The following is a 25416-nucleotide window of genomic DNA, read 5'->3' as shown; positions in this document are numbered from 1 at the left end:
CCTATGACGATTGTCTGGCTTGGTGCTCCCGACACGCCTCGATCCAGTAGTCCGGATCCCCGTAAGGCGTTGGGTCATCCTGGCCGGCGAGATGAAAGGCCTCGCGCCGCTCGACGCAGGTGCCGCAGCGCCCGCAATGAACATCGCCGCCCTGGTAGCAGGACCAGGTTTCGGCGAAGGGAACGCCAAGCCGTGCTCCTTCGCGGACGATGTCGGCTTTGCTCAGCCGGACGAACGGCGTGTAGAGGGCGATCTTCGCCAGCCCCTCGAGCGCATGGCGCTGCATCGTCTCGAAGGCCTCGATGAAATCCGGCCGACAATCGGGGTAGATGAAGTGGTCGCCGCCATGGACCGCGGCTGCGACCGCATCGGCCTCATCCGCTGCTGCCATGCCGAAGGCAATCGCCAGCATGATGGCATTGCGGTTGGGCACGACGGTAATCCGCATCGTGTCCTTGGCATAATGCCCCTCCGGGACGGGTTCGCCGCTGGTCAGCGCCGATCCGGTGAGGCAGCGTCCGACCGCCGAGATATCGACAATATCGTGGGGCACGCCGAGGCGCGAGGCACATGCCCGTGCAGCGTCCAGCTCCTTCCTGTGCCGTTGACCATAGTCGAAGGACACGAGGCGCGTGAGAGTGCGCTCAGCGGCGACCTTGTAGGCGAGGGTGACGGAGTCCAACCCGCCGGAACAGACGACAATAGTCTTCACCTGGGCTCCTTGTTTTGACCGGGTAGGCTGCGACCGGATCGGCTCACGTGCCGATGAACGTCGAGCGGATCACACCCCGAAAAGGGCGCTGTCCGCAAAGCGGAAGGAGTAGCGTTCCATCCGCTTTCCGGCGCACAAAGCCCCCGTCTCGTGCGCTTGTCAACGCGCCGCAGCCGGAAAAAACGTCGCGCTGGGAGGGTATTTCGTCAGGGACGAGCGCAGATTGAGGACGCAGCGGTGCCAGTACCCGTAACAGCCTTGGTTGGCGAACCGGCTCGAATTGATGCGGTCCCATGCCGACCAAACGTTGCACGTTAACGAGAGCGAAGATCGCCTTCTCGCGCCAACCGGCTGAGGCATGAGCCTACGGGAATGAAAGCCTGCCCGGGCAGCCATGCATGGCGGGTTTGGCTGTTGTTCGAGAGCCATTCCGTGGCATTCAGGCCTCTTCCGCCTGCGCGGCCCATGGCGTAAGGACGCGGCAAATCAACTGGGATCCCGTACACGCATGATTCGTCTCGAAAACATCGGCAAGCAGAATGGCAAGCAGATCGTGTTCATCGAGGCGTCTGCGGCGCTCCAGAAGGGGGAGAAGATCGGTCTCGTCGGCCCCAATGGAGCCGGCAAGACGACGCTCTTTCGGATGATCACGGGACAGGAGCAGCCCGACGAGGGCCAGGTGGCCGTCGATCGGGGCGTGACCATCGGCTATTTCAGCCAGGATGTCGGCGACATGTCCGGCCACAGCGCCGTGTCCGAAGTGATGAACGGCGCTGGCCCGGTGAGTGTCGTAGCCGCCGAGCTGAGGGAGCTGGAGGCCGCCATGGCCGATCCGGAGCGCGCGGACGACATGGACGAGATCGTCGAGCGCTACGGCGAGGTCCAGGGGCGTTTCGAGGAGCTGGACGGCTACGCTCTGGACGGTCGCGCGCGCGAGGTGCTTGCGGGCCTCGGCTTCAGCCAGGAGATGATGGACGGCGACGTGGGCGCCCTGTCCGGCGGTTGGAAGATGCGCGTCGCGCTCGCCCGAATCCTCCTCATGCGCCCTGACGCCATGCTCCTCGACGAGCCGAGCAACCACCTCGACCTGGAGAGCCTCATCTGGCTGGAGGGGTTCCTGAAGGGCTACGAGGGCGCGCTGCTCATGACCTCGCACGACCGCGAGTTCATGAACCGCATCGTCACCAAGGTGGTGGAGATCAACGCGGGCGCGCTGACGGCCTATTCGGGTGATTACGAATTCTACGAGCAGCAGCGCGCGCTGAACGAGAAGCAGCAGCAGGCTCAGTTCGAACGTCAGCAGGCGATGCTCGCCAAGGAGATCAACTTCATCGAACGCTTCAAGGCGCGCGCCTCGCACGCCGCCCAGGTGCAGAGCCGCGTGAAGAAGCTGGAGAAGATCGACCGGGTGGAGCCGCCCAAGCGTCGCCAGACGGTTGTGTTCGAGTTCCAGCCCGCACCTCGTTCGGGCGAGGACGTTGTCAGCCTGAAGAACGTGCACAAACGCTATGGCAGCCGGAGCATCTACGAGGGCCTGGATTTTCAGGTCCGCCGCAAGGAGCGCTGGTGCATCATGGGCATCAACGGCGCGGGTAAGTCGACGCTGTTGAAGCTGGTGACGGGCGCCACGCACCCGGACGACGGGACGGTTGCCTTAGGGGGCAGCGTGAAAATGGGCTACTTCGCGCAGCACGCCATGGAAGTGCTGGACGGCGAGCGCACGGTGTTCCAGTCGCTGGAAGATGCGTTTCCCCAGGCGGGACAGGGCTCGCTGCGCGCGCTCGCCGGCTGCTTCGGGTTCTCCGGCGACGATGTCGAGAAAAGATGCCGGGTCCTGTCGGGGGGAGAGAAGGCGCGGCTGGTCATGGCAAAAATGCTCTATGATCCGCCGAACTTCCTCGTGCTGGACGAGCCCACGAACCACCTGGACATGGCGACGAAGGAAATGCTCATCACTGCGTTGGCGCAATACGAGGGCACGATGCTGTTCGTCTCGCACGACCGGCACTTCCTGGCCGCTTTGTCCAATCGGGTTTTGGAACTGACGCCCGAGGGCATTCATAAATACGGCGGCGGCTATACGGAATACGTGGCGCGCACGGGTCAAGAGGCGCCCGGCCTGCGGAGCTGATCCGCGAAGCGAGGCCCAGATCCTGTGATCGAGAGGCCACGTCGAGGATGCTAATAGGTCCTCCCCATTCTCTATCCTAAAACGTAACTCCGAAAATGCCGGGCTGAAAAAAGAAAGAGGGCGCTCCCGCGCCCTCTGTTTGTATCGCTTCTCATGTGAGAAGAGTCCAAAGCGCGGCTCATAGCGGAGCCGCATGCTCGCTCTATGCCGCCCGGACGCTCTGGAGAAAGTCCTCGATCTCGTCGCTGAGCGTCGATGAGTTGCGCGCGAGTTCTCCCGCCGCGGACAGCACCTGTGAGGCGGCTGAACCCGAGTAGGTCGCTGCACCCTGAACCTGGACAATGTTCTCCGTTACCTCCTGCGTGCCACGCGCTGCCTCGCTGACATTGCGGGCGATTTCCTGCGTGGCCGCTTGCTGTTCCTCGACAGCAGCGGCAACGCACACAGCAATCTGATGCACCTCCTCGATAGTGAGACCAATCTCCTGGATCGCCTCAACCATGTCTTTGGTCGCCTCCTGAATCTGGTTGATTTGAGCGGAGATTTCCTCAGTGGCCTTTGAGGTTTGGTTTGCAAGTTCCTTGACTTCGGAGGCAACGACAGCGAAGCCCTTGCCAGCCTCGCCAGCCCGAGCCGCCTCAATCGTTGCGTTCAACGCCAACAGGTTCGTCTGACTTGCAATGGTGTTGATCAGCGCAACAACATCGCCAATCTTCTGCGCTCCCTGCGCCAAAGCCTCCACTCGGCTATTCGTCCTACGCGAACTCTCAACGGCTTTCGCCGCTGCCTTCGAGGTTTGGGTCACCTGCGATCCGATCTCGTTCGACGACGCAGCCAACTCCTCCGTAGCGGTGGCGACTGCCTGGACGTTAGCCGAGGTTTGCTCCGCCGCCGCCGCAACCGAGTTTGTCTGCTGATTGGTTTGCTCCGCGGTGGATGACATTGCGCGCGCGGTGGTCTCCATCTGCTGGGCAGCTACCGACAGATGCTGTACCAAACCGCCGACGCTCTCTTCGAACTTCCGGGCAAGGGCCATCATGTCGGCCTTGCGCCGCTCAGCCATCTGCTTCTCCGTATTCGCCTGTGCCTGACGAAGCTCGTCTGCCTCCTGCATTGCACTGGCAAAGACCTGAGTTGCCTTCCAGATGTCGCCGATCTCGTCCTTGCTGTGCCTGACGTGGGGCAGGTTGTAGTCGCCCGAGGCGAGTCTTTGGATCGCTCCTGTGACCCCTTGGAGCGGTCGAGCGATTTGCCTGTGGCCGACGAGCCAACCGATCAGGAGCGCGATGAGAGTGCCGCCGAGCGTAATTGACGCGAGTTGTTTCAGGCGCTGGTCATAGAGCGCTAGCGCTCCTTTTTCGACTGCCTCGACTTGCTCGCTGCCGCGTTTGGTCAGGGTGTCGATGCTGGTCTGGAATGCCTTCCGGTTCGCCCGGTTGGCCTCGTTGTTGCCTTGTGCATTGGCGGCTTCTGGCGACACGTCGGCCCCGAGGCGAGCCGTCTCGTTCCTGAATGCTTTGAAGTCTGCGGCATCGCGGACCACCGCATCGAACAACGCCCTGTCATCGCGTGGGACCAGAGCCTCCCACTGTTTCAGGAGGGCGTCGATGTCATTGAGGGCCGATAGGAGGCCATCTCCAAACTTCCGAGCCTCCTTCGTGTCCTTGGAGGCATAGATGCCACGTGCCTCCATGACGACATGGGTCACCAGCCGATTGAGGCGCTCGCCGTAAAGTGCGCGGGTTGCCGCCGCCTTCACCTCCTCAACAGCTCCATTGTAGGTGCGCAAGGTGCTCATACCGACACCAGCGATGACAATGGCGACTAAGCTGAGCACCCCCACGAGCGCAAAAATCTTTGTCTTTATCTTCACTTCGTTTCCCCCTGCCCAAGATCACGACGGGCCAGGGGGGCCGCAATGGGGGACTTGAAGTTACTGAGGAGTTAAGCGCGGCAGAATTCGCCTGCCAGATGCTTTTCGATCACGATGTGGGTTCTGGCTTGCGTAGGCATTATTATTTTTGGTGTCTCGCACGGCTCCCGGCCCGAATTCCGGGGGTGGTGGTAGGTGGGACGGTAGGGAGAGCTTCGATCTTGGGGCGCGGTTACTTGTCTGGGTAACTCTGGTCCGACCTGTTCCAAAAGCCCCTCCGGATTTGCGTCTCTGAACGTCTTGTTTTTCCGTCATTTCGGAGGCGCTTCCAGATGTGGCCGGAACCATATGTTTTTCGATCTGTCGGATTCAAGTCCTATGAGCCGACGAGGGCATGCTCATCGATCTCACCGTTACCAAAGCTTGGATATCGCACGGACCCGCTACGAGGGAGGGAGCGATGTTCTTACTCTGTCGAAGTCACCGGGCGACGTCGGCTCGGTCGAATGGTGGCAATCGGATCACGGGAGAAAGGGCGACCGGGACGGATTGGTCGATCTTGCCTTGTGGGAGGTTAAGCCTTAAGGCAGAAACACAAGGTTTCACAGCCGCTTGAAGGCTTGGTGGAGCTGAGGGGATTCGAACCCCTGACCTCTGCAGTGCGATTGCAGCGCTCTCCCATCTGAGCTACAGCCCCGGTCGTTTTCATGACCAAGCGGCGGCGTTTTTAGGCCCGAGGGGTTTGGTCTGTCAATCGGCGTCATACGGCCCTTCGCATATCTTTTGCGCGAGGAAGGCCGGTTCCGCCTTATTCCTGGGTTGTTCCCGTCCGTCAGGAACGCTACATGAGCAACGCCCGGTCCTGACGAGTTTCCCATGCGCGCTCTGCTCGAAGTTATCCTGCTCGCTCTTAATCTCTATGTGTACCTGATCGTCGGCTCCGCGATCCTGAGCTGGCTTGTGGCCTTCAATGTGGTCAACACCCGCAACGATTTCGTCCGGGCGATCTGGAATTTCCTGGATGCTGTGACGGAGCCCGCCCTGCGGCCGATCCGGAGGATCCTGCCGAATCTCGGCGGCGTCGATATTTCCCCCGTGATCCTGATCCTGATCATCATCTTCATCCAGAAGCTGATCGGCGATTACCTCATGCCGGTGGCGTTCTAGGGCGACAGGCTTTGCCCTGGCGTCCCCGTCCCGATGGACTTGAGGTCCGCGTCCGCGTGACGCCACGGGGTGGACGGGACGCCATCGATGGGGTCGATGTCCTGTCTGACGGCAAGCGCGTGCTGAAGGTCCGCGTCCGGGCCGTTCCGGAGGACGGGGCGGCCAATGAGGGCGTCCGGCGGCTTCTGGCCAAGGCGTTGAAAGTTCCGGCTTCCGCGGTGAGCCTCGAGGCGGGAGCCACCGCCCGGTTGAAGACGTTTTTAATCTTGGGTGATGCGGGGCTCCTCGCCGCGCAGCTCGCCGCTTTGACAGGACAGGATTGATGAGCGCCACGATCATTGACGGAAAAGCCTATGCCGCCGGCCTGCGGACCCGGATCGCGGAGGCGGTGTCGGGCTTTGCGCGCCAGGGCGTGGTTCCGGGGCTCGCCGTCGTGCTGGTGGGCGAGGATCCGGCAAGCCAGATCTATGTGCGCAACAAGGCCCGGCAGACGATGGAAGTCGGCATGAGCTCCTTCGAGCACGTGCTGCCGGCGTCGACCAGCGAGGCGGCGCTTTTGGGCCTCGTCGCCAAGCTCAATGCCGACCCGGCGGTGGACGGTATTCTGGTGCAGCTGCCCTTGCCGAAGCAGATCGACGCCCAGAAGGTGATCGAGGCCATCGATCCGGCCAAGGACGTGGATGGCTTTCACCCCATCAATGCGGGCAAGCTGATGACCGGCGTGCCGGGCTTCGTCTCCTGCACGCCGCTCGGCTGCCTTCTGCTCGTTCAATCCGTGCGTCGGGAACTCGCCGGCCTCGATGCCGTCGTCGTCGGGCGCTCCAACATCGTCGGCAAGCCCATGGCGCAGCTTCTGGTCGGCCAGAGCTGCACGGTGACGGTGGCTCATTCGAGAACCCGGGACCTTCCGGAGGTGTGCCGCCGCGCGGACATCCTCGTTGCCGCCGTCGGCCGACCGGAGATGGTGCGCGGCGATTGGATCAAACCCGGCGCCATCGTGATCGATGTGGGTATCAACCGCGTGCCCAACCCGGCGGCGGGGGAGGGCAAGACCAAGGTGGTCGGAGATGTGGCCTTTGCTGAGGCGGCCAGCGTTGCCTCTGCCATCACGCCGGTTCCAGGCGGCGTTGGGCCGATGACCATTGCCTGCCTGTTGCGCAACACGCTGCAGGCGGCTTGCGTCCGGCGGGGTCTGGAAATGCCGCCGGTGGATATGGCGCGGGGCTGACCCATCACGGTCTTTGCCGCAAGTGCTCCACAAGCTGACGCGCTGACGGCGGAAGATCGCCCAAGGAACGGATGCAGAGGGTGAGGTCGCGTGCGGCCCAGGGGTCCTCGAGTTCCACGGCCGTGATCGCCATCGTGTGGGCGGCGCGCTGCGCGGTGGTCTCGGGCACGATGCCGAGCCCGACGCCCGCCTCGACCATGCGGCAGACGGCATCGAAGCTGCGGAGTTGTACGCGCAGGCGAAGCGGCAGGCCGATCCGCGCGGCCTTCGCGGCGAGAAAGCGTTGCAAGGCGCTCGCCCGGTCGAGGCCGACGAGATTGTGCTCCAGAACCTCGGCAAAGGTGGCCCGGCGAGCCGCCGCCAGGGGATGCCCCGGTGGCGTTACCAGCACAAACCGGTCGCTGCGGAAGGGGTAGGTTTCCAGCCGTCCCGTATCGACGGTGCCCGCGACGATGCCGATGTCGCCGACCCCTTCGGCGATCAGCCCGACGATCTCGTCGCTGAGGCGCTCCTCCAGATCGATGCTCACCTGCGGATGCCCGGCGAGGAACGCGCTCAGTGCCTCGGGCAGGAACTCGGTCAGCGCATTGGTGTTGGACAGAATGCGGATCTGGCCCGCGAGACCGCCGGTAAAGGAGCTGAGATCCTCGCGCAGACGCTCGGCTTGGGCGAGCAGGGCGCGGGCGTGCTGGAGCAGGGTCCGGCCGGCAGGCGTCAGCACCACGCCCTGGCGGTTCCGGAGGAGGAGCGGCGCGCCGAGGGACTTTTCCATGTTGCGGATGCGGGTGCTGGCGGCGGCGAGCGCCAGATGCGCGCGTTCCGCTCCATGGGTGATGCTGCCGGCCTCGACCACATGGCGAAAAAGGCTCAGGTCGGTCAGATCGAATTGCATGCGGCTCCCTTCGTCTTTCGCGAAGGTAGATAAGAATTATTAAAGATTGTCCAGAGTATGTCCCTGAGGCAAACTTCGCTGCTGACGAAGTGTGCCTGATGTAACCATCTCTTGCAGAAGGCGCATTGCGGTGCCTCCCCGCATCAGATACGAACCGTTCTAAATTACGCGCGACTTGCGCCGCCGATCAGGAGCGAACGCCATGGCTGAGGCGAAAGAGGCCCAAAGGCCCTTGTCCCCCCATCTTCAGATTTACCGAGTGACCTGGACGATGGCCATGTCCGTCTTTCACAGGGCGACCGGCACGGCCCTGTATTTCGGCTTCGCCCTGTTCGCGGTCTGGCTCGTGGCGCTCGCCACCGGCCCGCGGGTGTTCAATGCGGTGCAATGGTTCTTCGGCTCGCCCCTCGGGCTCTTGATCCTGTTCGGCTACACCTGGGTGCTGATGCACCACCTGCTCGGCGGCATCCGCCACTTCATCTGGGATTTCGGTTACGGCATGGGCGACGAGCGCATGGCGTTGGCCCGTCTCACCCTGATCGGCTCGATCGCGCTGACGCTGGCGATCTGGGTCGCCGCCTTCACCTTCCTCTGAGGAGAGACGCCATGGCCGACAAAAACGTTTCCATGCGCACGCCGCTCTCCCGCGTGAAGGGGCTCGGCGCCTCCGGGCACGGTGTGGAGCATTGGTGGCTCCAGCGCCTGACGGCGGCGGCGAACGTGCCGCTCATGATCGCCTTCGCCTTCATCGTCGCGGCGCTGGCCGGCAGTTCCTATGTGGAGGCGTTGGCGCTCATCTCGCATCCGCTCGTGGCGATCATCCTCATTCTCGCGGTCGTGTCGGTCGCCAACCACATGCGCCTCGGCATGCAGGTCATCATCGAGGATTACGTGCACGGCAGCGCGGCGCGCGTCGTCGCGATCATCGCGAACAACTTCTACACGGTCGCCGTCGCGGTCGCCTGTCTTTATGCGATCCTGAAGGTCAGCCTCGGCCGGATTCTGTTTTAAGGAACTTTCATCATGGCCCAAGGAACCAACGGCAACGCCTATAAGGTCATCGATCACACCTTCGATGTGGTGGTGGTGGGCGCGGGCGGCGCGGGGCTTCGCGCTACCGTCGGCTGCTCACAGGCTGGTCTTCGCACCGCCTGCATCTCGAAGGTGTTTCCGACTCGCTCGCACACGGTCGCGGCGCAAGGCGGCATTTCCGCCTCGCTCGGCAATATGGGGCCGGACGATTGGCGCTGGCACATGTACGACACCGTCAAGGGGTCGGATTGGCTCGGCGATCAGGACGCCATCGAATATCTCTGCCGCAATGCGCCGGCCGCCGTCTATGAGCTGGAACATTGGGGCGTGCCGTTCTCCCGCACGGAAGAGGGCAAGATCTATCAGCGCCCCTTCGGCGGCATGACCACTGATTACGGTAAGGGCACCGCCCAGCGCACCTGCGCCGCCGCCGACCGCACCGGTCACGCGATCCTGCACACGCTCTACGGCGAGGCGCTGCGCAACCAGACCAACTTCTTCATCGAATACTTCGCCCTCGATCTGATGATGAACGATGAAGGCCGCTGCGTCGGCGTCGTCGCGCTCGATATGACGACGGGTGAGATCCACCGCTTCCGTGCGCATATGACCATCCTGGCGACCGGCGGCTACGGACGTGCGTATTTCTCGGCCACCTCGGCCCATACCTGCACAGGCGACGGCAACGCCATGGTGCTGCGCGCCGGCCTGCCGCTGCAGGACATGGAGTTCGTGCAGTTCCACCCGACCGGCATCTACGGCGCGGGCTGCCTCATCACGGAAGGCGCGCGCGGCGAAGGCGGTTATCTCACCAATTCGGAAGGCGAGCGCTTCATGGAGCGCTACGCGCCGTCCGCGAAGGACCTTGCTTCCCGCGACGTGGTTTCCCGCGCGATGACCATGGAAATCCGTGGCGGGCGCGGTGTGGGCAAGAACAAGGACCACATCTATCTCCACCTCGATCACCTCGATCCGAAGATCCTGCACGAGCGCCTGCCCGGCATCTCGGAAAGCGCGAAGATCTTCGCCGGCGTCGATGTGACCAAGGAGCCGATCCCGGTTCTGCCGACCGTGCACTACAACATGGGCGGCATCCCGACGAACTATCACGGCGAAGTGCTGACCCTGAAGGACGGCAACCCGGACACGGTGGTGCCCGGCCTGATGGCGCTCGGCGAAGCGGCCTGCGTGTCGGTGCACGGCGCGAACCGCCTCGGCTCCAACTCGCTCATCGACCTCGTGGTGTTCGGCCGCGCGGCGGGCCTGCGCTGCGCCGAGATCATGACGCCGAACGAGAAGCATTCCGACGTGCCGAAGGGCGCGGACGAACTCGCGCTCTCGCGCCTCGACAAGTTCCGCTATGCCAACGGCTCGACGCCGACGGCGGAATTGCGGCTTGAGATGCAGAAGACCATGCAGAACAACTGCGCCGTCTTCCGCACCGGCGAGGTTCTGGCCGAGGGCAAGGAACTGATCCACAAGGTCTGGAACGCTTCCGCCGACATCAAGGTCACGGATCGTTCGCTGATCTGGAACACGGACCTGATGGAGACGCTGGAATTCGACAACCTGATCGGTCAGGCGGTCGTCACCATGGAAGGTGCGCTCAACCGTCAGGAATCGCGCGGCGCGCATGCCCGCGAGGATTTCCCGGATCGCGACGACAAGACCTGGATGAAGCACACGCTGTCCTGGCTCGATGACACCTCCCACAAGGCGACCCTCGATTACCGGCCGGTGCACACCTACACCATGTCGAATGAGATCCAGTACATCGAGCCGAAGGCTCGGGTGTACTAAGGAAGAGCTCAACAATGGCCCAGTTCACGCTTCCCAAGAATTCGCAATACACCGAAGGCAAGGCTTGGCCGAAGCCTTCGGGTAAGAACGTCACGGCGTTCCGCATCTATCGCTGGAACCCGGATGACGGCGCGAAGCCGCGCATCGACACCTATTATGTCGATCGTGATGATTGCGGCCCGATGGTGCTCGACGCGCTCATCTGGATCAAGAACAAGGTCGACTCGACCCTGACCTTCCGTCGCTCCTGCCGCGAAGGCATTTGCGGCTCCTGCGCCATGAACATCATGGGGCAGAACACGCTGGCCTGCACCCTCGGCATCGACGAGTGCAACGGCGACACGGTGAAGATCTATCCGCTGCCGCACATGCCGGTGCTGAAGGATCTGGTGCCGGACCTCACGAACTTCTTCGCGCAGCATGCCGCAGTCGAGCCCTGGCTTCACACCGAGACGCCGCAGCCGGAGAAGGAATGGCGTCAGTCGCCGGAAGAGCGCTCGAAGCTCGATGGCCTCTACGAGTGCATTCTCTGCGCCTGCTGCTCGACCTCCTGCCCGAGCTATTGGTGGAACGGCGACAAGTTCCTCGGCCCGGCGGCTCTGCTCCAGGCCTATCGCTGGCTCATCGACAGCCGCGACGAATCGACGGGCGAGCGTCTCGACGCGCTGCACGATCCGTTCAAGCTCTATCGCTGCCATACCATCATGAACTGCACCAATGCCTGCCCGAAGGGCCTGAACCCGGCAAAAGCCATTGCCGAGATCAAGAAGATGATGGTCGAACGCGTGGTGTGACGCTCAGCTGCAACACCTGCTCAAAAAGGCGCTTCGTGCGCCTTTTTTTGTTGGTGCAGGGCCGATAGGTTCTGGGCGGGTCAGCGGTTGCACTAGGCACGAATTCCAACCTGTGCTTGGAACGACTTGCGCCCGACGGCATTCTCTCGCTGAATACGGCCAAGCATGATGAGGACGATGATGAAGACCCCCTTCTGGATCATGACCGCGACGCTTTGCTCCGCGCTGGCGCTTGGCGCATGTTCCTCGTCCTCGCGGTTCGGTGGATCGCCGTTCCGCAGCGCGGCGGCCGCGCCCGTGGCTCCCGAGCCTGTCGAGGCGGTGCCCTCGGGGCCGATCATGTCCGAACCCCTTCCGCCGCTTGCCGGTCAGCCCCTGCCGCCCGTCGCGGGCGCGCCCATGTCCGGCTCGCCCGGCCTGCAGGCTCCCGGCGCCGGAACCGACATCGCGTCCCTGCCGCCGCAATCGGCGGCTCCCGCGCCTGTCGCTCCTGCCGCGCCCGCGAGCCGCACCTCCATGGTCGGCAATTGGACCGCTAAGGATGCCGCCGGCGGCACCTGCAAGGTCCAGCTTTCGAGCTCCCCCGCGCTCGATCTCTACCGGGCTTCCGCCTCCGGCTGCGCCAGCCAGGACCTGACCAAGGTCAATGCCTGGGATTACCGGGACGGCGAGGTCTATCTCTATCAGCAGGGCGGCGCGGTGGCCGCGCGCCTGCGTGGATCATCGAGCTCGCTCACCGGCGTTCTCGCAAAATCCGGCGCGCCGTTGTCGTTGGCGCGATAAGCCGTTTGCGCTTGGGCGGCGAGGGCGGTATCGATCATGCCGTGATCGATCCTCAACTCCACATGCCGAAATCCATCACCGCTCGTTACGACGCCCTTGTCGCTGACGGGACCATCGAGCGCGATGCCGCGCAGATGGTGCTCTTGAAGCAGCTCGAAACGCTGGCGGAAGGTTTGCGCGGTTTTCGCCTGGCGCGGAAAACCAGCGCACTCGGCTGGCTCTTCAGCAAACGAAATCCCGCAGCCCCGAAAGGACTCTATGTCTGGGGTTCCGTCGGGCGCGGCAAGACCATGCTGATGGACCTATTCTTCGAGGCGCTGCCGGTGCAGCGCAAACGTCGGGTCCATTTCCACGCCTTCATGGCCGATGTGCATGAGCGTATTCATCAATGGCGTCAGCAATTGAAGAATGGCGTGGTGAAAGGCGACGATCCCATCGGTCCCGTGGCGGAGGCGCTCGCCCAAGAAGCCTGGGTTCTCTGTTTCGACGAATTCACCGTCACCGACATCGCCGATGCGATGATCTTGGGGCGTCTCTTCACGGCGTTGTTCGCGCAAGGCGTCGTGGTCGTCGCGACCTCGAATGTGGACCCCGACCGGCTCTATGAAGGCGGGCTCAACCGCACGCTGTTCCTGCCGTTCATCGTGCTTTTGAAAGAGCGCATGAGCGTGATGAAGCTTGATGCGCGCACGGATTTCCGTCTCGAAAAACTCGCGGGAAGCCCGGTTTTCTACACACCGGCCAATGCGCATTCGCATGAGGCCCTGACCCACGCCTTCCAGAACCTCTCCGGGCGGCGGCATGGGGAGTCCATGACCCTCACGGTCAAGGGCCATCCGGTCGAGGTCCCGCAAGCGGCGGGTGGTGTCGCGCGGTTCACCTTCGAGGACCTGTGCTCAAAGCCGCTCGGCGCGTCGGATTATCTGATGATCGCCGAGGAGTTCCACACGGTCATCGTGGAAGACATTCCCCGCATGGATTTCGAGCGCCGCAACGAGGCCAAGCGCTTTATTCTGCTCATCGACGCGCTCTACGATTCCCACGTGAAGCTCCTGGCCTCCGCCGAGGCCGAGGCGACGGAGCTCTATAGAGCCGACACGGGCCGGGAAGCGTTCGAGTTCGACCGCACCGTGTCGCGGCTCATCGAGATGCGGTCGGAGGAGTATCTTGCTCTGCCGCATGGACCGGCCGATTCAGCCGCGTCCGGGCTGGCAACAGGGCTTGTGGAAACATGAAGCGGCCCCGCGGCGGTTCCTCGCGCTTCGCGGAAGCAACTGCTCCGGCCGATACTCGCCTTCTCGCTATCGCCGCCGATCACCTGAAACGGTTCGGCCCCCGGCAGGTCACGGTGGTCAGCATCGCCGATGCGGCGGGGATGACCCACGCCAATGTCTACCGCTATTTCGCCTCCAAGGCCGCCCTGATCGATGCGGTGGCCGGGCAATGGCTGCGGAGTCTGGAGGCCCTGATCGCCGAGATCGCCGATTCACCGGATCCGGCGGATGACAAGCTCGATCGCCTGCTCCAGGCCTGGGCCCGCACCCAGCGCGAGCTCCTGATCGAGGACCGCAACCTTTTCGATGTCTATTGCGCTGCGACGGAGACTTCCCGCGCGCTCATTCGCAAACACCGCTCCCGGATGCGGCAATTGATCGAGCGGGTGCTCGACGAGGGCATCAACACGGCCAAGTTCGACCCGCGCGACCGGGAACGCGCCCTGTCGTTCATCAGCGATGCGGCCTATCGGTTCATCAATCCCATCGCGATCCGGCTTGATGCGGAGGTGCCGCAGGACATCCTGGACCAGCGGCTTGGGGCTGTCGTGCGGGTCATCCTGCGGGCGCTCGCCAATGGCAGCGTCTAGTTTTAGTTACAAAATTAAAAATTTGTAACATGAAATTGTCGAGCCGGCTCGGCGATCTAAAGCGCTGAAAACAGGCGGCTATTTCAACTTGTCGCAGGTCAGGGTCGGTCACCGGGGGCGCAAACCCTTGCTGTTTAACCTTTCGCTGACTTGAAGCATGCATATTTCTGAGTCACACAGCGGCACCTCAAAAAGGCTCGCGCCTTACCCAACACCCAAGGATAAATCCATGGCTCGTCATAAGATCGCGCTCATCGGTGCTGGCCAGATCGGCGGTACGCTCGCCCATCTCGTCGGCTTGAAGGAACTCGGCGACGTCGTTCTGTTCGACATCGCGGAGGGGATTCCCCAGGGCAAAGGTCTCGATATTGCCGAGTCGGCTCCGGTTGACGGGTTCGATGCGAAGTATCAGGGCGCGAACGATTACGCGGATATCGCGGGCGCTGACGTCATCATCGTCACCGCTGGCGTGCCGCGTAAGCCCGGCATGAGCCGCGACGACCTGCTCGGCATCAACCTCAAGGTCATGGAAGCGGTCGGCAACGGCATCAAGCAATATGCCCCGAACGCCTTCGTCATCTGCATCACCAACCCGCTCGACGCGATGGTGTGGGCGCTGCAGAAGTTCTCCGGCCTGGCTCCTGAAAAGATCGTCGGCATGGCCGGCGTGCTCGACTCGGCCCGCTTCCGCCACTTCCTTGCGGAAGAGTTCAACGTTTCGGTCGAGGACGTGACCGCCTTCGTGCTCGGCGGCCACGGCGACGACATGGTTCCGCTGGTGCGCTACTCCACGGTTGCCGGTGTTCCGCTGCCGGACCTCGTCAAGATGGGCTGGACCACCCAAGAGAAACTCGACGCCATGGTCGAGCGTACCCGTAAGGGCGGCGGCGAGATCGTCAACCTGCTCAAGACCGGCTCGGCTTTCTATGCGCCGGCCGCGTCCGCTATCGCGATGGCCGAGAGCTATCTCCGCGACAAGAAGCGCGTTCTGCCGTGCGCCGCCTATCTCACGGGGCAATATGGTATCAAGGACATGTTCGTCGGCGTTCCGATCGTGATCGGCTCGAACGGCGTCGAGCGCATCGTCGAGGTTTCGTTCTCGGGCGATGAAAAGGCGATGTTCGAGAAGTCGGTGGCTTCCGTGCAGGGCCTCGTGGACGCCTGCAAGCAGATCAACCCGGCTTTGGCATAAATCACCATCGTCTGGCCGTCCCCGGGCCTGGTCCGGGGATCATCCGGCCATCAACGCCTTTAAACCGCCACGCCAATAAGGCGTGGATCCCCGGACCAAATCCGGGGATGACGCGGAGAAAATTTGTATGAACATCCATGAATACCAAGGCAAAGCCGTCCTGAAAGAGTTCGGCCTGCCGGTCTCGAACGGCAAGGCCATCTTCTCCGCCTCCGAGGCGGAAGCGGCTGCCAAGGAACTCGGCGGTCCGCTCTGGGTCGTGAAGTCCCAGATCCACGCGGGCGGTCGCGGCAAGGGCAAGTTCAAGGAAGCCGCTGCCGGTGAAAAAGGCGGCGTGCGCCTCGCCAAGTCCATCGATGAGGTGAAGCAGTTTGCGCAGCAGATGCTGGGCAACACGCTGGTCACGATCCAGACCGGCGAAGCCGGCAAGCAGGTCAACCGCCTCTACATCGAAGACGGCTCGGACATCGAGCGCGAGCTTTATCTCTCCATGCTCGTCGACCGCGCCACGGGCCGTGTCGCTTTCGTCGTTTCGACGGAAGGCGGCATGGATATCGAGCAGGTCGCGCACGATACCCCTGAGAAGATCCTGACCTTCTCCGTCGATCCCGCGACCGGCGTGATGCCCCATCACGGCCGCACCGTGGCGAAGGCGCTCGGACTTGCCGGCCCGCTCGCCAAGGAAGCGGAAGACGTGGTGACCAAGCTCTACAAGGCCTTCATCGCGAAGGACATGGAGATGCTCGAGATCAACCCGCTCATCGTCACCAAGGACGGGCATCTCAAGTGCCTCGATGCGAAGATTTCCTTCGACTCGAACGCGCTCTATCGCCATCCCGAGATCGTCGCGCTTCGCGACATCACGGAAGAGGACGCGAAGGAGATCGAGGCCTCGAAGCACGATCTCGCCTACATCGCCCTCGACGGCACCATTGGCTGCATGGTCAACGGCGCTGGCCTTGCGATGGCGACCCTCGACATCATCAAGCTCTACGGCGAAGAGCCGGCGAACTTCCTCGATGTGGGCGGCGGCGCTTCGGAAGAAAAAGTGACGGCGGCGTTCAAGATCATCACCGCCGATCCGCAGGTGAAGGGTATCCTCGTCAACATCTTCGGCGGCATCATGAAGTGCGACGTCATCGCGCGCGGCGTTCTCGCGGCGGTGAAGGCGGTGGGCCTGCAAGTTCCGCTGGTCGTACGTCTTGAGGGCACGAACGTCGAAGAAGGCAAGAAGATCATCCGCGAATCCGGCCTCAACGTGATTCCGGCGGACGACCTCGACGACGCGGCGCAGAAGATCGTGAACGCGGTTCGCGGCGGAAAGTAAGAGGCTTCAGATGTCCATTCTCATCGACAAGAACACCAAGGTCATCTGCCAGGGCTTCACCGGCAAGAACGGCACCTTCCATTCCGAGCAGGCCATTGCCTACGGCACCAAGATGGTCGGCGGCACCTCGCCCGGCAAAGGCGGCTCGACGCATCTCAACCTTCCCGTCTTCGACACGGTGATGGAAGCGCGTGAGAAGACCGGCGCGGATGCGTCCGTCGTGTACGTTCCGCCTCCGGGCGCGGCGGATGCGATCTGCGAGGCGATCCAGGCGGAAATCCCGCTCATCGTCTGCATCACGGAAGGCATTCCGGTGCTCGACATGGTGCGCGTGAAGCGCGCTCTCGAAGGTTCGAAGTCGCGCCTCATCGGCCCGAACTGCCCCGGCATCGTGACGGCGGGTGAATCGAAGATCGGCATCATGCCGGCCAACATCTTCAAGCCCGGCTCGGTCGGCATCGTGTCGCGCTCCGGCACGCTGACCTATGAGGCCGTGTTCCAGACCACCAACGAGGGCCTCGGCCAGACCACGGCGGTCGGCATCGGCGGCGACCCGGTCAAGGGCACCGAGTTCATCGAGATGCTCGACATGTTCCTCTCCGATCCCAAGACCGAGTCGATCGTCATGATCGGCGAGATCGGCGGCTCGGCGGAAGAAGAGGCAGCCGACTTCATCGCCCGCGAGGCCAAGAAGGGCCGCAAGAAGCCGATGGTCGGCTTCATTGCTGGCCGCACGGCTCCTCCCGGACGCCGCATGGGCCATGCCGGCGCCATCATTTCCGGCGGCAAGGGCGGCGCGGAAGACAAGATCGCGGCTATGGAGGCAGCGGGCATCCGCGTGTCGCCATCCCCGGCGCGCCTTGGAAAAACCTTGGTTGAGGTTCTGAAAGGCCGATAAAGCCACCGGCCGCCCCGGAAGGCTGGGGCGGCCATTTGTACCATTTGGATTGAGCATTGCCATGGCACGCCAAGACGCCAACGAGACTTTCCTGAACACCGCTTTCCTCTATGGGGCGAACGCCTCCTATATCGAGGATCTTTATGCCCGCTATGAAGAGAACCCCGCCTCGGTCGATCCCGAGTGGCAGGCGTTCTTCGGCGCGTTGAAAGACGACAAGCAGGCCGTGCTGGAGAATGCGCGTGGCGCGTCCTGGGAGAAGCCCAACTGGCCGATCCCGGCAAACGGCGAACTCATCTCCGCGCTCGATGGCAATTGGGCCCAGGTCGAGAAGGCCGTCGGCGACAAGATCAAGGCGAAGGCTGCGGCCAAGGCCCCCGAAATCAGCCAGGAGCAGGTGCTGCAGGCGACCCGCGATTCCGTGCGCGCGATCATGCTGATCCGCGCCTATCGCGTGCGCGGTCACCTTCACGCCAAGCTCGATCCGCTCGACATCAATCCGCGTCCGAGCGACGAGGAATTGCATCCGTCCCATTACGGCTTCACGGAAGCGGACTGGGACCGCAAGATCTTCCTCGACAACGTGCTCGGCCTCGAATTCGGCACGATCCGCGAGATCGTCGCCATTCTCGAGCGCACCTATTGCCAGACGCTCGGCGTCGAGTTCATGCACATCTCAGACCCGGTGGAAAAAGCCTGGATCCAGGAGCGCATCGAGGGGCCGGACAAGGAAATCACCTTCACCCGTGAGGGCAAGCGCGCGATCCTCAACAAGATCGTCGAGGCGGAAGGCTTCGAGAAGTTCCTCGACCTGAAATACACCGGTACCAAGCGCTTCGGCTTGGACGGCAGCGAGTCGCTCATCCCGGCGCTGGAGCAGATCATCAAGCGCGGCGGCAATCTCGGCTGCCAGGAAATCGTGCTCGGCATGGCCCACCGCGGCCGTCTGAATGTGCTGACCCAGGTCATGGGCAAGCCGCACCGTGCGCTGTTCCACGAGTTCAAGGGCGGCTCGTTCGCCCCCGACGACGTGGAAGGCTCGGGCGACGTGAAGTATCACCTCGGCGCATCCTCGGATCGCACCTTCGACGGCAACAACGTCCACCTGTCGCTGACCGCCAACCCCTCGCACCTCGAAATCGTCGACCCGGTGGTGCTCGGCAAGGTTCGCGCCAAGCAAGACCAGCATGGTTGCGCGCCTGACAATCGCACGGCGGTGATGCCGCTCCTCATCCATGGCGATGCGGCTTTCGCAGGGCAGGGCGTCGTGGCGGAGTGCCTTGGTCTCTCCGGCCTGCGCGGTCACCGCACCGGCGGCTCGATCCATTTCATCATCAACAACCAGATCGGCTTCACCACCGATCCGCGCTTCTCGCGCTCCTCGCCCTATCCGTCGGATGTGGCGAAGATGGTCGAAGCGCCGATCTTCCACGTGAACGGCGACGATCCGGAGGCGGTGGTGTTCGCGGCCAAGGTCGCGACCGAGTATCGCCAGAAGTTCCAGAAGCCCGTCGTGGTGGACATGTTCTGCTACCGCCGCTTCGGCCACAACGAGGGCGACGAGCCCGCGTTCACCCAGCCGCTGATGTACCGCACCATCCGGTCGCATCCGTCGATCCTGGAAATCTATTCCAAGAAGCTGCTCGCGGAAGGCACGGTCACCGAGGCCGAGATCGAAGAGATGAAGAACGCCTGGCGCTCGAAGCTCGACGCCGAGTTCGACATCGCCTCGAACTACAAGCCCAATAAGGCTGACTGGCTCGACGGCCGCTGGGCCGGCCTCAAAGCCGTGCGCGAGGATGCGGACGATCCGCGTCGCGGTCAGACCGGCGTGTCGGTTGCGACCTTGCAGACCATCGCGAAGGCGCTCACCACCGTGCCGGAAGGTTTCCACCTCCACCGCACGATCCAGCGCTTCCTCGACAACCGCAAGAAGATGATGGAGACCGGCGAGGGCCTCGATTGGGCCATGGCCGAGGCTTTGTCCTTCGGCTCGCTTCTGGTCGAGGGTCATCGCGTTCGCCTGTCCGGGCAGGACGTGGAGCGCGGCACCTTCTCGCAGCGCCACACGGTGCTGACCGACCAGGAGAACGAGGAGCGCTACACCCCCCTCAACCACATCAGCGAGAATCAGGGTCGCTACGAGGTCATCAACTCGATGCTCTCGGAAGAGGCGGTGCTGGGCTTCGAGTACGGCTACACCCTCTCCGAGCCCAACGCGCTGACCCTGTGGGAAGCGCAGTTCGGCGACTTCGCCAACGGCGCGCAGGTGGTGTTCGACCAGTTCATCTCCAGCGGTGAACGCAAGTGGCTGCGCATGTCGGGCCTCGTATGCCTGCTGCCGCACGGCTATGAGGGCCAGGGACCGGAGCACTCCTCCGCTCGTCTCGAGCGCTGGCTGCAGATGTGCGCGGAAGACAATATGCAGGTTGCCTATTGCACCACGCCGTCGAACTACTTCCACATCCTGCGCCGTCAGCTGAAGCGCGAGTTCCGCAAGCCGCTGATCCTGATGACGCCGAAGTCGCTGTTGCGCCACAAGCGCGCCGTGTCGCCGCTTGCGGCGATCTCGGAAGGCACCTCGTTCCACCGCGTTCTCGGGGACGATGCCCAGCGCCTGGCGGACGGTATCAAGCTCGTCAAGGACGACAAGATCCGGCGCGTCGTGATCTGCACGGGCAAGGTCTATTACGACCTGTTCGAGGAGCGTGAGAAGCGCGGCATCGACGATGTGTATCTCATGCGCGTCGAGCAGCTCTATCCGTTCCCGGCAAAGTCGCTCGCGGCGGAACTCGCCCGCTTCAAGAAGGCCGACGTGGTGTGGTGTCAGGAAGAGCCCAAGAACATGGGTTCCTGGACCTTCGTCGAGCCCTATCTCGAATGGGTGCTCAAGACCGCAGGCTCCAAGGTGGACCGTCCCCGCTATGTGGGCCGCGCCGCCTCCGCCGCGACCGCGACCGGCCTGATGTCGAAGCATCTGGCGCAATTGCAGGCTTTCCTCGACGAGGCTTTCGCGGCTTAACTATCCGCGAAAGACTTTATCCTTATCCTTGGGCCGAGGCCCCGAAAACGACAAGACGAACATGGCGACCGAAATCCGCGTACCCACCCTTGGCGAATCCGTCTCAGAGGCCACCATCGGCCGCTGGTTCAAGAAGCCCGGCGATCCCGTGAAGGCCGACGAGCCCCTGGTGGAGCTCGAGACGGACAAGGTGACCCTCGAGGTCAACGCACCCGCGAGCGGCACGCTCGGCGACATCATCGCCAAGGACGGCGAGACGGTGGCCCCCGGCGCGCTGCTCGGCTCGGTCGTCGAAGGTGGTGCGGCTGCTGCTGCAGCCCCCGCGCCCAAGGCTGAAGCGCCGAAGGCTGCACCCGCTCCTGCGGCCGCCGCTGCGGTGGCCAAGGAACCCGGTCCGGCTGTCGGCCGGATCGCTGCTGAGAGCGGCATCTCGTCCGCGAACGTCGCGGGCACGGGCAAGGACGGTCGTGTGACGAAGGGCGACATGCTCGCCGCCATCGCGTCCGGTGCCGCCGCCGCTGCCCCGGCGCCTGTCGCCCCGGTTCAAGTCCGTGCGCCCTCCGCCCCGGCCGATGCGTCGCGCGAAGAGCGCGTGAAGATGACCAAGCTGCGCCAGACCATCGCGCGCCGCCTGAAGGACGCCCAGAACACCGCCGCCATGCTCACCACGTTCAACGACGTGGACATGAGCGCGGTCATGAACTTGCGCGCCCAGTACAAGGACGTGTTCGAGAAGAAGCACGGCACCAAGCTCGGCTTCATGGGCTTCTTCACCAAGGCGGTGATCCAGGCGTTGAAGGAGATCCCGGCGGTCAATGCCGAGATCGACGGTCAGGACCTCGTCTATAAGAACTACTACAACATCGGCGTCGCGGTCGGCACGGAGAAGGGCCTCGTGGTTCCGGTCGTGCGCGACGCGGACCTGCTTTCGGTTGCCGGTATCGAGAAGACCATCGCCGATTTCGGCCGCCGCGCCCGTGACGGCAAGCTCTCCATCGACGAGATGCAGGGCGGCACCTTCACGATCACCAATGGCGGCATCTACGGCTCGCTCATGTCGACGCCGATCCTCAATGCGCCGCAATCCGGCATTCTCGGCATGCACCGCATCGAGGAACGTCCGGTTGTCCGCAACGGTCAGATCGTCGTGCGCCCGATGATGTATCTCGCGCTGTCTTATGATCACCGCATCGTCGACGGCAAGGAAGCCGTGACCTTCCTGGTGCGCGTCAAGGAAGCGCTTGAGGATCCGGCGCGTCTCGTTCTCGATCTGTAAGTTTTTCAACATGACTGTCATGGCCGGGCTCGTCCCGGCCATCTCGATCGGAAAGGCTAAGGCTCTCCGTATCGCGATCACCGGGACAGGCCCGGTGATGACAGAGCGAGGGTAAGTCAATGTCCTACGATCTCATCGTCATCGGCACCGGCCCCGGCGGCTATGTGTGCGCCATCCGCGCCGCGCAGCTCGGGCTTCAAGTGGCTGTCGTCGAAAAGCGCAAGACCCATGGCGGCACTTGCCTGAATGTGGGCTGCATTCCGTCCAAGGCCCTGCTGCACGCCTCCCACGCCTTCGAGGATGCGAACACGCATTTCGACAAGCTCGGAATCAGCGTCGGCACGCCGAAGATGGACGTGAAGAAGATGCAGGCCTTCAAGCAGGAAGGCGTCGACGGCAACACCAAGGGCGTCGAGTTCCTGCTCAAGAAGAACAAGGTCGATGTGTTCTTCGGCTTGGGCCGCATCGCGGCTGCCGGTCAGGTCGAAGTGACCGCTGACGACGGCACGAACCAGGTTCTGCAGACCAAGAACATCGTCATCGCCACCGGTTCGGATGTCGCGCGCCTTCCGGGCGTCGAGATCGACGAGAAGGTTGTGGTGTCCTCCACCGGTGCGCTGGAACTGGAAAGCGTGCCGAAGCGCCTCGTCGTCATCGGCGCTGGCGTCATCGGCCTCGAACTCGGTTCGGTGTGGCGCCGTCTCGGCTCCGAGGTGATCGTGGTCGAATATCTCGACCGCATCCTGCCAGGCATGGATGGCGACGTCGCCAAGAACTTCCAGCGCATGCTCGGAAAGCAGGGTTTCCAGTTCAAGCTCGGCTCGAAGGTCACGAAGGTCGAGAAGAAGGGTAAGGGCGCGACCCTCACCGTCGAGCCCGCCGCTGGCGGCGCTTCGGAGACCATCGAGGCCGATGTGGTGCTCGTCGCCATCGGCCGCGTGCCCTACACACAGGGTCTCGGTCTCGACGAGATCGGCGTGCAGAAGGATGCGAAAGGCCGCATTCAGACCGATGCTCATTTCTCCACCAACGTCACCGGCATCTACGCCATCGGCGATGTGATCGCGGGCCCGATGCTCGCGCACAAGGCCGAGGACGAGGGTGTCGCGGTGGCGGAGATTCTCGCCGGCAAGGCGGGCCACGTGAATTACGACGTGATCCCGGGCGTGGTCTACACCGCGCCGGAAGTCGCCTCCGTCGGCAAGACCGAAGAGGAACTGAAGGCTGCGGGCATCGCCTACAATGTCGGCAAGTTCCCCTTCATGGCCAATGGACGCGCGAAGTCCATCGGCCTGACCGAGGGCTTCGTGAAGATTTTGGCCGATGCCGCGACCGACAAGGTGCTCGGCGTCCACATCGTCGGCGCGAACGCGGGCGAGTTGATCCACGAGGCGGTCATCGCCATGGAATTCGGCGGCTCGTCGGAAGACATCGCCCGCTCCTGCCACGCGCATCCGACGCTGGCCGAAGCGGTGAAGGAAGCCGCGATGGCGGTGGAGAAGCGCGCGATCCATATGTGATCTTGCGCTGCTCTGTCGGAGCCTATCGGACATGGCCGGGTTCGCCCGGCCATTTTCTTTTTTGCATCGCCTTTACCAGGGGAAGCGCGTGCCGGAACCACGCCGCAATTCCCTCCCCACAAGAGGGAGGAGAGCGCGTTGCGCAGGATCGTGGCGGGGTCACTCGCCGAGGCGAGGCCACCTTCTGGTGCAAGGGGAGAGGGATCCTACCGTCGCGCCCTCGGATGGGCCGCTTCGAACGCATCCATCAATCGTGTTGCGTCCACCTTCGTGTAGAGCTGCGTCGTCGAGAGCGAGGCGTGGCCCAGAAGTTCCTGGATACCGCGCAGATCCCCGCCGCGCGCCAGAAGATGCGTGGCGAAGGAATGGCGCAAGGCATGCGGCGTCGCGCTGTCCGGTAAACCGAGCGCGCCGCGCAATTCCTCCACCGCGAGCTGGATGATGCGTGGTGAGAGCGGGCCGCCCCGCGCGCCGACGAAGAGCGGGCCTTCCGGCGGCACCGTATAGGGACAGAGGTGGAGATATTCCTCCACCGCGCGCTGGATCGCAGGAATCACCGGCACGCTGCGCTGCTTTTCGCCCTTCCCGGTCACCGTGATCGAGTCCGTGCCATGGATCGGGGCATCCCGCCGCTGAAGGCCGAGCGCTTCTGAAATACGCAGCCCCGCGCCGTAGAGCAGCGACAGGACGGCAGCGTCCCGCGCCAGAATCCAAGGTTTGCGGTTCTCGCCCGCGCGCACTTCCGAATCGGTGACTGCGACGGCGGAAGAGGCGGAGAGGGGACGCGGCAGGTTCTTCTCCACCTTCGGCGAGCGAATCGCGGCGAACGCGGAGGCCGTGCCATGGCCCTCGCGCTCCAGATGGCGCGCGAAGGAGCGCAGGGCCGCGAGTTGGCGCATGAGAGAACGGCTTCCCACCGACACCATTCGTCGCGCCGCGAGGAAGGAGCGGATGTCGAGAGGCTTGAGGCCCAGAATCGCCTTCACGCTCGGCGGCTCGCCCAGGTGGCCGGTGAGAAAGGTCAGGAACTGGCGTAAGTCCCGGGCATAGGCCTCGACCGTCTTCGCGGAGAGCCGGCGCTCCTTGGCGAGCGAGGTCAGCCATTGCATCGCCTCGCGGCGCGTGTCCTCCGCGCCGGGCAGGGCGAGATCAAGGGGCGACGCGGGCTTTAGTGAACTCATGGCACAAGTATCGGCGGCTTGCCGTTTCAAAAGCGTGAAGGGCGGTGTGATAGTGGCCGCCCAACCGGTGCAGGAACAGATTCGATGACTGATTCGACCCACCGCCTTCCAAGCAATGCGGGTTATGCGGAAAACGCCGATTCCCTGGTCCTGCGCTACGAGAGCATCTCGTTCGAGGATATCTACGGAGCCCTCGCCGCCTTCGTGCCGGAGGGCGGGCAGGCCATCGATGTCGGCGCGGGCACGGGGCGCGATGCGGCGGCGCTTGCCGCGCGGGGCTTTTCGGTCGTCGCCGTTGAGCCGACTGCCGAAATGCGGGCGCATGGCCAGCGCCTCCATTCCGAGCCCGCCATCACCTGGTGCGACGACCTGCTGCCGGACCTGTCCCGCGTAAGGGCGCTCGGCATCGAGGCGGATTTCGTCCTCATGACGGCGGTGTGGATGCATCTCACTGAGGAGGAGCGGCAGCGTGCGCTGCCGAATGTCACGTCTCTCCTCAAGCCGGGAGGACGCCTGCTGATGAGCATCCGCAAGGGACCCGTACCGGCCGGCGCGCGGATGTTCGAGGTTCCCATCGAGCCCTTCATCGAGGCGGCGCGGGCGGAGGGCCTTGAGCTTCTCAAGATGATGAGATCCGAGGACATGCACGCACGCCCCGGCGTGAGCTGGACGAAGCTCGCTTTTGAAAAGACAAAACGGACGTAACTCGTCTATCAATCGCCCG

Annotated in this window: 23 protein-coding genes and 1 tRNA gene; 18 read left to right on the top strand and 6 right to left on the bottom strand. The window is 63.4% G+C overall.

What is annotated here, in order from left to right:
• Position 1: 1 nt before the first annotated feature.
• Complete coding sequence (gene queC, locus I2H38_RS05800; protein WP_196270876.1) at positions 2 to 712, bottom strand: 7-cyano-7-deazaguanine synthase QueC; 711 nt, start codon at positions 710 to 712, stop codon at positions 2 to 4.
• A gap of 508 nt (positions 713 to 1220) precedes the next feature.
• On the opposite strand from queC, the gene I2H38_RS05795 reads away from it, so the two are divergent.
• Positions 1221 to 2843: an ABC-F family ATP-binding cassette domain-containing protein gene (locus I2H38_RS05795; RefSeq protein ID WP_196270875.1), complete on the top strand. Its 1623-nt coding sequence runs from the start codon at positions 1221 to 1223 to the stop codon at positions 2841 to 2843.
• A 202-nt stretch (positions 2844 to 3045) separates the two neighbouring features.
• Here the strand turns inward: I2H38_RS05795 and I2H38_RS05790 are convergent, their stop codons facing one another.
• Together I2H38_RS05790 and I2H38_RS05785 are read right to left on the bottom strand one after the other, a co-directional pair.
• A complete protein-coding gene (locus I2H38_RS05790) occupies positions 3046 to 4716 on the bottom strand; it encodes a methyl-accepting chemotaxis protein (protein ID WP_196270874.1) in 1671 nt (556 codons plus the stop codon).
• 621 nt (positions 4717 to 5337) lie between these two features.
• Positions 5338 to 5413: transfer RNA gene (locus I2H38_RS05785), tRNA-Ala, on the bottom strand.
• A 179-nt stretch (positions 5414 to 5592) separates the two neighbouring features.
• Here I2H38_RS05785 and I2H38_RS05780 point away from each other — a divergent pair.
• Genes I2H38_RS05780 through folD form a run of 3 tightly spaced genes read left to right on the top strand, consistent with a single transcriptional unit; the run spans position 5593 to position 7111 of the window.
• On the top strand, positions 5593 to 5883 hold the full coding sequence (locus tag I2H38_RS05780; protein ID WP_196270873.1) for a YggT family protein: 291 nt from the start codon (positions 5593 to 5595) through the stop codon (positions 5881 to 5883).
• An 11-nt stretch (positions 5884 to 5894) separates the two neighbouring features.
• Entirely contained in the window at positions 5895 to 6206 is a 312-nt protein-coding gene (locus I2H38_RS05775) for a DUF167 family protein (protein ID WP_196270872.1), read from the top strand.
• Positions 6206 to 7111, top strand: a complete 906-nt coding sequence (gene folD, locus I2H38_RS05770) for a bifunctional methylenetetrahydrofolate dehydrogenase/methenyltetrahydrofolate cyclohydrolase FolD (protein ID WP_196270871.1) — start codon at positions 6206 to 6208, stop codon at positions 7109 to 7111. Before I2H38_RS05775 ends, folD begins: the two co-directional genes overlap by 1 nt.
• A 4-nt stretch (positions 7112 to 7115) precedes the next feature.
• Here folD and I2H38_RS05765 read toward each other — a convergent pair whose 3' ends face one another.
• Positions 7116 to 8003, bottom strand: coding sequence for a LysR substrate-binding domain-containing protein (locus I2H38_RS05765; RefSeq protein WP_196270870.1), 888 nt, complete (start codon positions 8001 to 8003; stop codon positions 7116 to 7118).
• A 202-nt stretch (positions 8004 to 8205) separates the two neighbouring features.
• Here I2H38_RS05765 and sdhC point away from each other — a divergent pair, with 202 nt between their 5' ends.
• The 4 genes from sdhC to I2H38_RS05745 are packed head-to-tail and all read left to right on the top strand — an operon-like array spanning position 8206 to position 11629.
• The gene (gene sdhC, locus I2H38_RS05760) at positions 8206 to 8598 is read left to right on the top strand and encodes a succinate dehydrogenase, cytochrome b556 subunit (RefSeq protein ID WP_196270869.1); all 393 of its coding nucleotides are present in this window, start codon (positions 8206 to 8208) and stop codon (positions 8596 to 8598) included.
• Positions 8599 to 8609: 11 nt separating this feature from the next.
• Positions 8610 to 9014: a succinate dehydrogenase, hydrophobic membrane anchor protein gene (gene sdhD, locus I2H38_RS05755; RefSeq protein ID WP_196270868.1), complete on the top strand. Its 405-nt coding sequence runs from the start codon at positions 8610 to 8612 to the stop codon at positions 9012 to 9014.
• A 9-nt stretch (positions 9015 to 9023) separates the two neighbouring features.
• Positions 9024 to 10835, top strand: coding sequence for a succinate dehydrogenase flavoprotein subunit (gene sdhA, locus I2H38_RS05750; protein WP_196271328.1), 1812 nt, complete (start codon positions 9024 to 9026; stop codon positions 10833 to 10835).
• A 14-nt stretch (positions 10836 to 10849) separates the two neighbouring features.
• Positions 10850 to 11629, top strand: a complete 780-nt coding sequence (locus I2H38_RS05745) for a succinate dehydrogenase iron-sulfur subunit (RefSeq protein ID WP_196270867.1) — start codon at positions 10850 to 10852, stop codon at positions 11627 to 11629.
• Positions 11630 to 11721: 92 nt separating this feature from the next.
• Here I2H38_RS05745 and I2H38_RS20850 read toward each other — a convergent pair whose 3' ends face one another.
• Positions 11722 to 11970: a hypothetical protein gene (locus tag I2H38_RS20850; protein WP_229426618.1), complete on the bottom strand. Its 249-nt coding sequence runs from the start codon at positions 11968 to 11970 to the stop codon at positions 11722 to 11724.
• On the opposite strand from I2H38_RS20850, the gene I2H38_RS05740 reads away from it, so the two are divergent.
• The 9 genes from I2H38_RS05740 to lpdA all read left to right on the top strand — a co-directional run bounded on the left by I2H38_RS05740 (position 11969) and on the right by lpdA (position 23511).
• The gene (locus I2H38_RS05740) at positions 11969 to 12412 is read left to right on the top strand and encodes an AprI/Inh family metalloprotease inhibitor (protein ID WP_324617351.1); all 444 of its coding nucleotides are present in this window, start codon (positions 11969 to 11971) and stop codon (positions 12410 to 12412) included. The genes I2H38_RS20850 and I2H38_RS05740 overlap by 2 nt on opposite strands.
• Positions 12413 to 12474: 62 nt before the next feature.
• Positions 12475 to 13647, top strand: coding sequence for a cell division protein ZapE (gene zapE / locus I2H38_RS05735; RefSeq protein ID WP_196271326.1), 1173 nt, complete (start codon positions 12475 to 12477; stop codon positions 13645 to 13647).
• Positions 13644 to 14276 carry a TetR/AcrR family transcriptional regulator gene (locus I2H38_RS05730; protein ID WP_196270866.1) on the top strand — a complete coding sequence of 211 codons (633 nt, stop codon included), beginning with the start codon at positions 13644 to 13646 and terminating at the stop codon, positions 14274 to 14276. Before zapE ends, I2H38_RS05730 begins: the two co-directional genes overlap by 4 nt.
• Before the next feature lie 229 nt (positions 14277 to 14505).
• Positions 14506 to 15468 carry a malate dehydrogenase gene (mdh, locus tag I2H38_RS05725; protein WP_196270865.1) on the top strand — a complete coding sequence of 321 codons (963 nt, stop codon included), beginning with the start codon at positions 14506 to 14508 and terminating at the stop codon, positions 15466 to 15468.
• Positions 15469 to 15595: 127 nt separating this feature from the next.
• Positions 15596 to 16795 carry an ADP-forming succinate--CoA ligase subunit beta gene (sucC, locus tag I2H38_RS05720; RefSeq protein ID WP_196270864.1) on the top strand — a complete coding sequence of 400 codons (1200 nt, stop codon included), beginning with the start codon at positions 15596 to 15598 and terminating at the stop codon, positions 16793 to 16795.
• A 10-nt stretch (positions 16796 to 16805) separates the two neighbouring features.
• Positions 16806 to 17693: a succinate--CoA ligase subunit alpha gene (gene sucD, locus I2H38_RS05715; protein WP_196270863.1), complete on the top strand. Its 888-nt coding sequence runs from the start codon at positions 16806 to 16808 to the stop codon at positions 17691 to 17693.
• Between the two features lie 61 nt (positions 17694 to 17754).
• A complete protein-coding gene (locus I2H38_RS05710) occupies positions 17755 to 20715 on the top strand; it encodes a 2-oxoglutarate dehydrogenase E1 component (protein WP_196270862.1) in 2961 nt (986 codons plus the stop codon).
• A gap of 61 nt (positions 20716 to 20776) precedes the next feature.
• Positions 20777 to 21991, top strand: a complete 1215-nt coding sequence (odhB, locus tag I2H38_RS05705; RefSeq protein ID WP_196270861.1) for a 2-oxoglutarate dehydrogenase complex dihydrolipoyllysine-residue succinyltransferase — start codon at positions 20777 to 20779, stop codon at positions 21989 to 21991.
• A 119-nt stretch (positions 21992 to 22110) separates the two neighbouring features.
• Positions 22111 to 23511 carry a dihydrolipoyl dehydrogenase gene (lpdA, locus tag I2H38_RS05700; protein WP_196270860.1) on the top strand — a complete coding sequence of 467 codons (1401 nt, stop codon included), beginning with the start codon at positions 22111 to 22113 and terminating at the stop codon, positions 23509 to 23511.
• Positions 23512 to 23717: 206 nt separating this feature from the next.
• On the opposite strand, the gene I2H38_RS05695 is transcribed toward lpdA, so the two are convergent.
• Complete coding sequence (locus I2H38_RS05695; RefSeq protein WP_196270859.1) at positions 23718 to 24692, bottom strand: tyrosine recombinase XerC; 975 nt, start codon at positions 24690 to 24692, stop codon at positions 23718 to 23720.
• A gap of 84 nt (positions 24693 to 24776) precedes the next feature.
• Between I2H38_RS05695 and I2H38_RS05690 the strand changes: the two genes are divergently transcribed.
• Positions 24777 to 25397 carry a class I SAM-dependent methyltransferase gene (locus tag I2H38_RS05690; RefSeq protein WP_196270858.1) on the top strand — a complete coding sequence of 207 codons (621 nt, stop codon included), beginning with the start codon at positions 24777 to 24779 and terminating at the stop codon, positions 25395 to 25397.
• The last annotated feature ends 19 nt before the right edge of the window (positions 25398 to 25416 follow it).

Origin of the sequence: Microvirga alba (genome assembly GCF_015694465.1) — a bacterium.
GTDB lineage: Bacteria > Pseudomonadota > Alphaproteobacteria > Rhizobiales > Beijerinckiaceae > Microvirga > Microvirga alba.
Note: the sequence above shows the minus strand (reverse complement) of the source record. Positions and strands in the feature narration are given on the sequence as shown.